Source organism: Treponema sp. OMZ 805, assembly GCF_050937395.1.
Taxonomy (GTDB): Bacteria; Spirochaetota; Spirochaetia; order Treponematales; family Treponemataceae; genus Treponema.
This window is the reverse complement of the sequence record NZ_JACCLP010000008.1, coordinates 92,797-105,361: the sequence shown is the minus strand read 5'-3', so window position 1 is coordinate 105,361 and position 12,565 is coordinate 92,797. Positions and strand designations below refer to the sequence as shown.

Annotated in this window: 11 protein-coding genes; 5 read left to right on the top strand and 6 right to left on the bottom strand. The window is 43.1% G+C overall.

Translation table 11 applies throughout. The features are described from left to right. The first annotated feature begins 72 nt into the window (after positions 1-72). On the top strand, positions 73-1,281 hold the full coding sequence (locus tag HGH47_RS07970; protein ID WP_230974640.1) for a YibE/F family protein: 1,209 nt from the start codon (positions 73-75) through the stop codon (positions 1,279-1,281). 23 nt (positions 1,282-1,304) lie between these two features. On the opposite strand, the gene HGH47_RS07965 is transcribed toward HGH47_RS07970, so the two are convergent. The 3 genes from HGH47_RS07965 to HGH47_RS07955 form a co-directional block, all read right to left on the bottom strand. Continuing rightward, entirely contained in the window at positions 1,305-1,583 is a 279-nt protein-coding gene (locus tag HGH47_RS07965; RefSeq protein WP_212566458.1) for a type II toxin-antitoxin system YafQ family toxin, read from the bottom strand. Further along, entirely contained in the window at positions 1,576-1,785 is a 210-nt protein-coding gene (locus tag HGH47_RS07960) for a hypothetical protein (protein WP_212566457.1), read from the bottom strand. Before HGH47_RS07960 ends, HGH47_RS07965 begins: the two co-directional genes overlap by 8 nt. 76 nt (positions 1,786-1,861) lie before the next feature. After that, positions 1,862-3,829 (bottom strand): RecQ family ATP-dependent DNA helicase, encoded by a 1,968-nt coding sequence (locus HGH47_RS07955; protein WP_212566456.1) that lies wholly within the window; start codon positions 3,827-3,829, stop codon positions 1,862-1,864. 151 nt (positions 3,830-3,980) lie between these two features. Between HGH47_RS07955 and HGH47_RS07950 the strand changes: the two genes are divergently transcribed. After that, positions 3,981-5,621: a PAS domain-containing protein gene (locus tag HGH47_RS07950; RefSeq protein ID WP_212566455.1), complete on the top strand. Its 1,641-nt coding sequence runs from the start codon at positions 3,981-3,983 to the stop codon at positions 5,619-5,621. Positions 5,622-5,697: 76 nt separating this feature from the next. Here HGH47_RS07950 and HGH47_RS07945 read toward each other — a convergent pair whose 3' ends face one another. After that, positions 5,698-7,797, bottom strand: a complete 2,100-nt coding sequence (locus tag HGH47_RS07945) for a methyl-accepting chemotaxis protein (protein WP_212566454.1) — start codon at positions 7,795-7,797, stop codon at positions 5,698-5,700. 469 nt (positions 7,798-8,266) lie between these two features. Here HGH47_RS07945 and HGH47_RS07940 point away from each other — a divergent pair, with 469 nt between their 5' ends. From HGH47_RS07940 to HGH47_RS07930, 3 genes are all read left to right on the top strand, one after another. Next, positions 8,267-9,487, top strand: a complete 1,221-nt coding sequence (locus HGH47_RS07940) for an alanyl-tRNA editing protein (RefSeq protein ID WP_212566453.1) — start codon at positions 8,267-8,269, stop codon at positions 9,485-9,487. A gap of 138 nt (positions 9,488-9,625) precedes the next feature. Next, on the top strand, positions 9,626-10,456 hold the full coding sequence (locus tag HGH47_RS07935) for a CPBP family intramembrane glutamic endopeptidase (protein ID WP_432911572.1): 831 nt from the start codon (positions 9,626-9,628) through the stop codon (positions 10,454-10,456). Positions 10,457-10,487: 31 nt separating this feature from the next. Beyond that, positions 10,488-11,414, top strand: coding sequence for an alpha/beta hydrolase (locus HGH47_RS07930; RefSeq protein WP_212566451.1), 927 nt, complete (start codon positions 10,488-10,490; stop codon positions 11,412-11,414). Positions 11,415-11,599: 185 nt separating this feature from the next. Here the strand turns inward: HGH47_RS07930 and HGH47_RS07925 are convergent, their stop codons facing one another. Together HGH47_RS07925 and HGH47_RS07920 are read right to left on the bottom strand one after the other, a co-directional pair. Further along, complete coding sequence (locus HGH47_RS07925) at positions 11,600-11,920, bottom strand: helix-turn-helix domain-containing protein (protein WP_212566450.1); 321 nt, start codon at positions 11,918-11,920, stop codon at positions 11,600-11,602. Then, positions 11,913-12,272, bottom strand: a complete 360-nt coding sequence (locus tag HGH47_RS07920; protein WP_212566449.1) for a type II toxin-antitoxin system RelE/ParE family toxin — start codon at positions 12,270-12,272, stop codon at positions 11,913-11,915. Before HGH47_RS07920 ends, HGH47_RS07925 begins: the two co-directional genes overlap by 8 nt. Positions 12,273-12,565 lie beyond the last annotated feature (293 nt).

Here is a 12,565-nt window from a genome sequence, read left to right as displayed (position 1 = left end):
GGTAATCAGCCGATTATAGTATACAATTGCTATAACCGGCATTATATTTTGTAGAGCGATTATCCCAACATTATGAGGAAAACGAATATTTACTTAAAGGCTAAAAAAATCTTACTTCTGGCGCTTGCCTGCCTATCCGTATGTATTCAGCTTTATGCGCAAGATACTACAAAAAATGCAAGCGCCGAAACGGATGCGAAAGATAAGGGCTTGGCGGAGTATTACGATACGCAACTTAACCTGCCGAAGAATCAGGTAGTAAAAGCGCGGGTTATCGAGATTGTCTATGATGACCTTGCGGAAAGTAGGCCGGATGTTCCGATTGAATCCGACTTCCGGTATCAGCATTTAAAAATAGAAATTTTAACCGGCAAGCATAAGGGCGAAGTGTATACCGTTCGAAACACTATTGAACTGGCAATTCCGTACCGGCTTATCTTCCGGCTCCATGAAAAAATGATACTGCAGGTGGACGAAGATGAAGAAACCGGAAAGATAATAAACTTAAAAATCTATGAGCGTGCACGGGACACAAAAGTCTATGCACTCATCGTACTCTTTGCAGCGGCGCTTATTATCGTCGGCAAAAAAAACGGTCTCAAAGCATTGATTACGCTCGGCATTACCGTAGGCCTTATTTTCGGTATTTTTCTCCCGTGCATTATACGGGGTTTTAATCCGATCTTATTGGCGCTTGCCGTATGCAGTTCCGCAACGGTTATCACGCTGCTGATCATCAGCGGCAACAATAAAAAAACATATACGGCTATCATAGGTACAATCGGCGGGGTTATCATCGCAGGGATATTCGCATTTATTGCCGGTAAGATACTTATGCTGACAGGGCTTGGAAACGAGGACGCGCAAATGCTTGCCTTTATACCGCAGCACCGTAGGATTGACTATCAGGGGTTGTTGTTTGCAGGTATTATGATCGGTGCGCTCGGCGCGGTGATGGATGTGGCAATGTCCATCTCATCGGCAATGTGGGAGATTATTTCCGTAAGCCCCGACATATCAAAAAAGCAACTGATAAAATCCGGTATGAATATCGGCCGAGACATTATCGGCTCAATGTCGAACACACTGATTTTAGCGTACGTCAGCACCTCCATTCCGGTACTGCTGCTGTTTATTCTATTCTCCAACGGATTTACCGAAATTATCAACCTCGAACTTTTAGCCTCTGAGGTACTGCGCGCAGTTGCCGGAAGCATCGGGCTTATCTGCACCATCCCGATTACGGTGCGCCTTGTAGGGAGATTTCATCGTAAATTGTAATGAGGGAATAAGGTATAAAACAGTTATTTTTTAAATAAATCGCTGTGAGTGCCGGTTCTCGTTAACTCAAGAATGAGCGAATCTTCGATTATTCTATAAATCAATATCCAATCAGGACGGATATGACAGTCGCAGTAATTTCTCCACTCACCGGAAAGCGAGTGATCTTTGTATATCCGAGGCAACGGTTCTCCCGTTTTTAACAAGTCGATTACTTTTTCAAGCTCTTTTGGATTATAGCCTCGCTTAACGGCAAGCTTATAATCTTTTTTAAATTGAGCTGTATATCGGACATTACGCATTTAAAGCATCCATCAATTCTTGGGTAGATATATAGAGAGGGCTTAAGTTTTTTCCCTCTTGAGATTCTTTTAATATCTGTGCAGTTTGCTCATTGGGAATTTCGTCATAGTCGGTAAAGATTTCAATATCTTTTTTAAACGGTAAGAGGCTCTCTAATACCTGCAAAAAACGCTCATCTGCATTTTTTAACGTAATAGTCATAATTGCCGGTCTCCTTTAACATAACTATATACTATTTATCGATAATAGAAAATAGAACATATCCCTCGTAATGCGGTTACCTCCCCGTATTTTCCACAAGACGCAAAAGCGCCGAGCCGAATTTTTCTGCTTTTATTTCGCCGATACCGAATACGTTTAGCAATTCACGTACCGTGCGCGGCTTTTTGAGGATGAGGTCTTCGATTGTTCTATCGCCGAATATAACGTAGGGTGGAACATTTTCTTCTTCGGCGGCATGTCTGCGCCAGTCTTTTATCGCTTCATACAAGCCTGCATCATCAGCACTCAAGTTGCGCAAAAATTCGCCTCGTTTATATTCTCCTTTTTTATGTGCGATACCGTTCTTTTTAGAGTCAATGCCGGCCTTTTTAGATTCTGCCTGATTCATCCCACTCTGCCCAATAAGATCGACCGGAAGTTCGATTTTTGCGCGGGATGCAAGCGTCCGTTTACCGTTCTCGGTTATGATGAGCACATTGTAATCACCGGTTTTTTCGATAAGTCCCGCATAGATGAGCGCATCGGACAGCGCAAACCAATCCTCTTTTGAAAGCTCCCGCCCGATTCCCCATGTTGACAGTTTATCATGTCCGTTTTCGAGAATCCGCTTTTGCTTTGAGCCGAGCAGCACATCGACAATATACAAAAGCCCGAACCGCGATTGCGTGCGGTAAATGCAGCTCATAAATTTTTGCGCTGGAATGGTAACATCTGTCAGCGGAGACGGCGGCGCGGAACACACATCGCAGCATGGAAAAGAACCAGTCTGTCCGCCAACGTTTTCGGATTCACCTCCGATGTGTTCCGGTTCTACGTCAGGGTTTTCGGGTTTCCCGTTAGCTGCCGCCGGAACAAACCGCTCTCCAAAATACGACAACAGGAAATGACGGCGGCATGTCCGCGCCGAGGCAAAGTTGAGCATTGCCTGCAAGAGCCGTTCGGAGTGAGCGCTATCCGCAGCCTCTTCAAAGAATAAACGTATCTTCCGAGCATCGCCTGCGCTATATAAAAGCAGGGCGTGGGAGGCAAGTCCGTCGCGCCCAGCACGTCCAATCTCCTGATAATATTCTTCGAGCGATTTCGGTAAATCATAATGGATAACAAAGCGGACGTTCGGTTTATCAATTCCCATACCGAATGCAACCGTTGCAACCATAATCCGTACCTTGTCGCGGATAAATTGCTGTTGATGATTTCTTCGCTCTTCGTCGGAAAGCCCTGCGTGATAATTGAGCGCCGAGTAGCCGGAAGCCGTCAGCTGTTCGGTGAGCGTATCAACTTGCTTGCGCGAAAAACAATAAATGATTCCGCTTTCACCGCTGTGTTGTTCAAGGCAGTCTATAACCTCGCGTAGCGCATTTCGCTTGGGACGCACTTCAAGAAAAATATTTGCGCGGTTAAAACCGGCGACAAAAACTTCCGGCGTTTTCATACGGAGATTTGACGCAATATCTTCCTGCACCTGTGCTGTTGCAGTTGCCGTAAGCGCAAGACAAACCGCATCTCTAAACTGCACACGAACATTTGCAATCTCCAAATAGCCGGGGCGGAAGTCGTGCCCCCACTCGCTAATGCAATGAGCTTCGTCAATGGTAATGCAGCTAACCGGTAGGCTTGCATCATGCAGTATAGACTGCGTGCGCTCCGCCGTAAGCGCTTCCGGAGAAAGGTATACCAGTTTAATACTCCCCGATTTAATACGCTGCACCGCATCGAGATACTCGCCCCATTCAAGCGAGCTATTCAAAAAAACTGCACTCACACCGTTTTCTACGAGGGAAGCAACTTGATCCTGCATGAGTGAAATGAGCGGAGAAACAACAAGCGTAATACCGCCGAACAAAAGCGCAGGGATTTGATAGCACAACGATTTTCCGCCGCCGGTCGGCATAACAGCAAGCGTATCACGCCCCGACAGCACGGAGGCAATCACTTCCTTTTGCATAGGACGGAACTCATTGTAACCGAATGTTGTTTTAAGCACAGTATGAGCGTGTTTTAGCAGTTCATCGTGTTTTTCCATAAAGCGATTATATCTATTCCATGCGGCTTGCAGAAGAGATTGACTTGACGCATCTTAGATATTTCCTTATCTTCATTGTAAATAAAGACTAACAGATATCTCTTATCGCTTCCGGAAATAAGAAACTACAGTCTTTATACGGAGGACACCTATGGAAATGAAACGCCATTTAGATTCAGTAAATGATGCAAAGATAAAAACGGTTCTTCAGCTGAAGAATGACTATAACGCAGGCAAAATCAGCTTGACGGATGCTAAACGGATATTAAAGGAAAAAGTCGGTTCCTTAAAACCGTACGAGATCGCCCTCGCAGAGCAGGAACTTAAAGAGTTTGACGAAAATGAATGCCAAAAAGAAGACATTCAAAAGATGCTTGAGCTTTTTGAGGACATTATGGATACGAGCCGCCCCGACTTACCCGACGATCATCCTATCATGTGCTATTACCGTGAAAACGATGCACTGAAAAAAATCCTATTGGAAATTGAAGACCTCGTTCAATATCCGCTTATCAAAAATCAGTGGCTCGGCATATATGACCGGCTGGATCAGTTCAGAATACACCTGTCCCGCAAACAAAATCAGCTCTATTCCATTTTGGAAAAAAAAGGCTTTGACCGACCTACGACAACAATGTGGACGCTGGATAATTTTATCCGAGATGAAATCCGTGATGCGCGAAAATTACTTGAAGACGATGCCGACGATCAATTTATTGCGGTGCAATCTTCGATTGTTGCCGATGTACGCGACTTACTGCAAAAAGAAGAAGCAATTTTGTATCCTACTTCGCTTGCGATGATCAATGAAAAAGAATTTGAAGAGATGAAATCGGGAGACAAAGAAATCGGCTTTGCGTGGATAAACGACAGCGGAGCACATAGTTCAACGGCTAAAAACAATTCCGCACAAACGGCACACGATACGCAAACGCAGGGCTCTACCGGCACTGCTTCTTCCTTAACGGAGGATTTAGCGGCAGTATTACGCAAGCACGGTTTAAATGTCGGCAGTGAAACCAGTTCAGTTTTTGACGTGGCAACCGGTAAGTTGACACTCGAACAAATCAATTTGATTTACCGGCACCTACCGGTCGATCTTTCGTATGTAGACGAAAATGAAATGGTCTGCTTTTATTCCGATACGGAGCACCGCGTATTTCCGCGCAGCAAAAATGTCATCGGGCGGAATGTTAAAAACTGCCACCCGCGGGCAAGCGTGCATATCGTCGAAGAGATTATTGAAAAGTTCCGATCGGGCGAACAGGACTCTGCGGAATTCTGGATCAATAAACCCGGCATCTTTATCTACATCCTGTATACGGCAGTCCGCGACGAACAAGGCAAATTTCGCGGCATTCTCGAAATGATGCAGGACTGCACGCATATCCGCAGCCTAACCGATTCGCAAACACTGCTGACGTGGAAAAAAAGCGGCGAAATAAATGGCCAAACTGTTATCCAAGAAAACTCAAATGAATCTCATAACGGTGGTGCCGCCGATGCGAAATGCGCAGCCGGTACGTCACATACACAGAGTTCCGAATCTCCGCAGCGGGATAAAAAACTTTCCGCAGCGGATATTACCGCCGATACGCTTTTAAAAGATATCTTTGAAGATTATCCTGCGTTAAAGGATCAAATGGAAGAAATCAGTCCCAAGTTTAAAATGCTGAAAACACCGCTTGCACGGATCATGCTGCCGAAAGCGACAATTAAGATTGCAAGCGAACGCGCCGGCGTCGAGCTGAATACTTTAATTGCAGAAATAAAAAAACGGATACAAAAATAAGCGTGTAAAAAACGCCTCTTGAGTAATTATGAGGTCTAATTACTCAAGAGGAAAATCGGAGGACAAAGCTCGCCTCTTATATTTTAAACTTAGATACTTCCTGCGCTAAATTCTCAATACTTCGTTTGTTTTTATTGGTGATTTCTTTTACACCTTGAATTGCATTATTGATTTGCACTGCCGCGGCCGCCATTTCTTTCATACTCGCAGCGATTGTGTTTGTAAGCCCGTCGAGTTTTTGCATTTCGTGCGCAACCCCTTCTCCACCTTTCAGCATATCGCCTGATCCGGCTTCCACTTCAACGGTTACCTCGCTGATATTTTTAATTGCCTCCAATACTTCGCGGCTTCCGTTTTCCTGTTCCCTCATCGACTCAGTTAAACGGGTACTCATATTTTTTACCTGATCGGAAAGCGTAAAAATAGTAGCAAATTTTTCGCCGGCAACTTTTGAAGAAGTAGAAAGTCCTTCGATTTCTACAGTCAACGTTTTAAGCGTTGCGGTAATTGTTTTACCCTGCGCGGCGGAATCTTCTGCAAGTTTGCGTATTTCGTCGGCAACAACCGCAAACCCCTTTCCAGCCTCACCGGCATGAGCTGCTTCGATAGCGGCATTCATTGCAAGCAAGTTCGTTTGAGATGCGATATGTTGAATCACACTTGATGCTTCCATCAAGCTGCCTGACTCTTCGGCAATTTTTTGAGTAACGGTACCGGTATTCACGATGATTTCCCGTCCGTCGGCGGTTGCTTCCGCAAGCGTTTTAATAACCCCGTCCGTTTGTTCAAGCGTATCGGTAATCGATGCGATATTGGCGACCATCTCTTCTATAGCGGAAGAAGAAATAGATACGCTTGCCGACTGGCTTTCTATGCGGGTATTTAATTGCCGTATCGTCTTGATAATTTCTTCAACCGTTGCAGCCGTTTCTCCGACGCTTGCAGTCTGCGTCAACGCTTGCTGTTTTACGCCGTCAATATTCTCATTTATCTTATGGACAGCTTGTGCAGTCTCGCTCATATTCTGAGCAAGTTCATCGCCGATTGACCGCATTATTCCGGCATTGTTGTCGATAGATTGTATGGCGGTTCTAATCTTTTTAATCGTCTCATTAAAATATTCGGATAGCCGCGTTACCTCATCATTCCCGATGAGAGGAAGCTGCACTGTAAGATCGCCTTCTCCTTGCGAAATATCTTTCAACGCATTAACAGCTGTCTGAACGGGGGCAACCATCTTCGCTGCAATAAAAAATATAATTGTCAGTGTTACAGCCAATATGATAATACTGATGATAATGACCATTTTACGAAAATCCGTAATTACACCGAGGAACTCTTCTGCCGGAGCGGCAATAATAATTATCCACTGCGTACGCGGCATTTTCGTATAGGCTGCTATATGTTTTTTACCGTCATAAGTATAATAACCGATACCGTCGGAAGAATCCGAAACAGCTTGCCGCTGAAATTCTGCGATGGATGCAAAGGAACTATCTGTCTTTGCCAATTCCTGTGTATTTTGTTGCTCCTCCACAATTGACGTATCCTTATGCGCAATAGTTGTTCCATCTTTCCCTAAAATATGGCAATTTCCCGTTTTGCCGATTTTGATTTCGGATATGGTATCGCAAATAACGGTTCCGCCCAACCCAGCACCCAAAACAGCAACAACGTTATCATCGTTATCTAACAGCGGAACGGCTAAAATGACTTCCAGTTTTTTAGTGTGCGGCGAAATGTGAGGCTCGGTGATAAAAGGCTTCCCGTCCACCGCACTCTTATACCAGTCCGTATCCCCAACAAAAGTAACCGTACCGTCGGCATAATAGCTATTTCCCTTGGTATCACATATATTAAAAAAATTGAGGCTGTCGGCATAGTCGATATCGTTACGTACGATTCGCGTCTTTTCCGTAAAAGATACCGAAGGATCCTTCATTGCCGTATTGTGCATAAATCCACTTAAGAAACTGAAATCCACTTGAATATCACTATTAATGAACGAAGCAATATCGTTTACTTTATCGATAAGATGCGCATTAACCCGTGCCGTAAGCGCGCGCTGCGCAGTATACCGCGCTAACGAACCTTGTATAACACCGGCTACCGTAATCAATGTTCCAAAAATAATAAGCAGTTTTTTACGAATAGAAAAAATTTTCTTTTCCCGCATAAAAAGAAGTACCTCCACACGAATAATATAACTACTATATCTAAGTTTAATGGAGATGACAATACATATTCGATATCAGGATAAACGCACCATGCCGTTTTTTAGTAACCCCGCAGAAGCAATGGGGTTGTTCAAACAGAACTGCCAAGGAGGGTAGTGGTTCCATACAGCAGCGATGTTTTGTGCAGGCACAAAACTCGCCTTCAACTGTTGTACACGGATGTACAACAGTTGAAGATGGTTCAAATGGTCTCACAACCCCATTGCTTCTGCGCTTTTTATCTACTCTACCTGATGCGTTTATCCTTCTTAAAAAAAATAGCACAAAATTTTATGCAAAATTTTGTGCAAACGGAAGGTAACCGCATCAGATAGTTTTAAGCGTTTACCTTATATTCGACAGATAAAAGATGATTGGATTTATTGCCGTATCGGAGTATAATGAACTTACTCGACACAAGGAATATTTATGGAAAACTTTAATGCACTGTATTATCAAAAACCGTATATCAAAGAATTCGATGCAACGGTAACTGCTTGTTTAAAAACCGAGAGAGGGTATGAGATAGAACTGTCGGATACGGCATTTTATCCCGAAGGGGGCGGACAGCCCGGCGACAGGGGCAGCCTTATTGCGGAAGGACAACCTGAGAAGACTGTCCGAATATCGGATACGCAATTTGCAGGTGAACGCATCGTGCATATTGCCGACGGAGAACTTACCGTAGGAACAAAGGTTCAGGGAGTATTGGACTGGATAAACCGCTGCGACAATATGCAAGGACATTCGGGCGAGCATATCCTTACCGGCATCCTCGCACAAACCTACGGGTACGAAAACGTCGGTTTCCACATGGGGGAAAGTTTTATCACCATCGACTTTAGCGGTCCGTTGACCGACGAGCAGGTACTCGATGCGGAACAGCGTGCCAATGAAATTGTCCGTGCAAATCTTCCGATTCAAGAAAGCTTTCCGAACGATGAAGAACGTAAGACAATGCAATACCGCAGCAAGAAAGAACTTTCGGGTACCGTACGCATTATCACCATTCCGGGACTTGATGCCTGCGCCTGCTGCGGCACGCATGTTACAGCAACCGGCGAGATCGGTTTGATTAAAATCCTCAACTTTACAAACCGCAAAAAGGGCGTCCGTTTGGAAGTGCTCTGCGGCAGAAAGGCGGTGCTGGCGTATGAACAAGAGATGGCGCAAGTACGGGCTATCTCCCGCTGCTTATCGGCAAAGCCCTCCGAAGTGCATGAAGCGGTGGAAAAATTAAATGCCGAAAAAGGAAAACTACAGCAACTGCTGCACGAGATGACTGAAAAATATCTAAAACAGAAAGCGGAGTCGGCGGCAAATACTGAGGGCGCGCCTCTTTATTTTGAAGATAATCTCAGTATCGAATATCTACGCTCGTTCTGCAATCTGCTTCTAGCAACAGGAAAAATGCACACTTGCGCAGCATTATCAGCGGTTGCCGTTGAACCGGAAGGACTACAACCGGCAGCATACAATTACGTCATCGTCAGCAATGCCATCGATTTAAAACCGCACATAAAAACATTAAACCAACAGCTCAACGGCCGCGGCGGCGGAAGCAGTTCTGCCATTCAAGGAACGTATTTTGCGGGGAAGGAGCTTATTGAGGAAACACTTACCGGCTTGTTGAGCAGGGCACGAGGATAGTATCCTGTATAACTAGATGAATCAGCCATAGGGGAGAAGCACTCTGAAAAAGAGATTAACACTATCATCATGGAAAGGCAGATTAACTGTCATTGCCGATAAGAATGAAGATGAAGAAATCATGGGAGAAAATAAGAGATGACGAAAATCAATAAACCTTTGTTTGCCGTTCTTGTGATTTATATATTGTGCTTTATATTCCGATTTATAGAGTATTTTATTATTCGTACGGATCAAACATTTTGGGGAGAGGCATTTTTACACAAACTTTTGGGGATAGTTGTTTTATTCATAGCAGCTAGATTATATAACTTTAAAGCGCAAGATATCGGATTTAATAAAAATAGAGCTGTAAAATATACATTGATGGGATTGCTGTTTGGAATTTGTATATATGTATTAACTTATAGTATAGAGATTGTTATAGCTGTTTCAAATGAAAATTTTCAATCATTACAATTATATGTCAGTTCTTATTCTGTAGATAAAAATATAGGAAATCAAACTTCACTACTCTTTTTTGTAATTTGTATTATCGGGAATATCATTAATGTGATTATGGAAGAAGGGATATTCAGAGGTCTGTTTACAAAAATGCTTGAGAAAAATCATACATTTTTTGTATCTGTGCTTATTACTTCTGTTTTGTTTGGATTATGGCATTTTATCGGACCTGTAAGAAACTATTTTGACGGCAGCAGCAGTATTGAAGGTATGTATGTAAATATTATTCTGTTGGTTACTGCGTCCGGATTTATCGGATTTAAATTTGCTTTATTAACAAAATTGACCGGCTCTATTTATATGGCAATGGGTGATCACTTTATAAATAATACAATCATTAATATTTTTCATATTGTTTCTTCTACGGGGTGTGATGAATTGATATTTTTAAGAATTGCAATTGCCCAATCCGTGTCGTTTATAATTGTTCTATTTGTCTATCTGCATAAAAAAGATTGTAGGTAGTAAAGTCTCCACACGAATGAAGGAGCGCTGCATGTATACAAACGATGAAACATGGCAAAAACTTCAAGCGTTTTTGCCCGAACGCAACAGGATAAGCATTTCATGCGCTCCTTCCGAAATGTTCAGCACATTCGACAGAACGAACATCCATCTCGACATATACAACGAACATAGCAACAACGGTGTTACGCTCGTGCTGTTCCACGGTGTCGGCGGGAACGGTCGGCTCCTGTCGTTTATTGCAGCTCCTCTGGCAAAGCGCGGCTATAAGGTTGTCTGTCCGGATTTGCCGGGGTACGGCTATACCGAATACGAGGGCATACCGTCTTATAAAACATGGATCGATACCGGTGTGCACATTGTACGACAGGAATTGCTACACTCGAAAAAGCTTTTTGTGCTGGGGTTGAGTGCAGGCGGCATGCTCGCATACAACATCGCTTGCTTAGCTCATGGTGTTTCCGGCATCATCGTTACCACCCTGTTAGATAATCGCTTAAAGCCGGTGCGTAACTATTCGGCAAAAAACAAATTGCAGGCGCGTATCGCTTTGCCGCTTTTACGTTTTATACCGAAGCAGATAAGGCACTTAAAAATTCCGGTAAAGGCGATAACGAATATGAAAGCAATCGTCAACAACGACCGGGTACTTTCTTTGTTGCTGCAGGATAAAAGGGGAGCAGGATCTTCCGTGCATCTTGGTTTGTTATGTTCGATGATGGAAAGCATTCCTGCCGTAGAGCCTGAAGCATTTGAAATTCCGCTTTTGCTTTGTCATCCTGAAAAAGATCGCTGGACACCCGAATGGATAAGCCGCCTTTTTTTTGATCGCGTACGGAGTCAAAAACAACTATGCACGCTTAAAAACGCGGGGCATTTTCCGATTGAACAGCCGGGTATTACACAGCTTGAAGAAGCAATTATTTCCTTTATAAACAAAACGCTACAAGAAAGGTAAAACTATGAACATACAAGATTTTTTGAACGCAGTATTAAAACAGGATGCCGAGCGCTTACGCACTTACTTTTCCGATTCGGCATATATCAACTGGCATTGTACCAATGAGCATTTCGCGGTTAAGCTTTTTTGCGATAGGTTACTGCGTATTGTACAAACTATCGCAAGATGCACCGAAGTGTTGATTACGCACTTGCTATCCTTTTTACAAAAGGCAGTGTTTCAAATGTTTTATTTTCCAGCATACTGATTAAACGGCATGCGGTACCGGTTGGACGATTTGTTCCTTTTTCCCATGCTTCTACCGTCTTGGTTGAAACACCCATGTAATTTGCAAACAAAACCTGTGTCATCCCAACGGAATTTCTTATGTGTTTTATTTCAATGTTATTATATTTTTTTATAGGTTGAATTTCATACACGGTTTTACGGCCTTTTAACTCACCTCGTTCAATAGCAACCGCTTCATTTAAGCCGGTCATTAGACTATCAAAAAAATCACTCATGTTCTTTCCTCCAGTTCCTTGCAGCTTCTGTTTTTAAAACACCGATAACTTTTTTTACTGCATTCTTTTCCGTATCGGTTAGATTCGGTTTTTCTTCTTTTGAAAACACTTGAATCAGGTATGTTTTTGCAAAAGTTGCAAAATCAACATAGCAAACTCTGGCACTTCCGCTTTTGCCTCTACCCTGAAAAGCATATCGGATTTTTTTCAAACCGCCTGTTCTAATCATTATATCGCCTGCCTCCGGATTTTTGATAAGGAATTGTTGCAATTCAGCCAAATCATCATCATTAAATCCAAGTGCAAACCATCTTTTTGTGAACGATGGCGTTTCTATAAATTCTCTTCTCATCTTACACTTTAGGGCATCTCTAAAAACTTGGTTAGATTTTTAGAGATGCCCGACGAGTATTTTTGATAAGTCTTTACATTATTACGACTTATCAAAAAACATCGCAAAATAATCTAAGGAAAACCTCTAAAAAACTGAAGTTTTTAGAGGTTCCCTTTGCAATATACCCTATAAAATAGGGGTTTGTCAACCATTCGGGAACCTCTAAAACCCGCAAGTCTATCTCGTCTTATTCTGTAGTCTGATTCTGTAGGGAAATGCATTAAGTTGTCCGTTTGCCAAACCGGAATCGT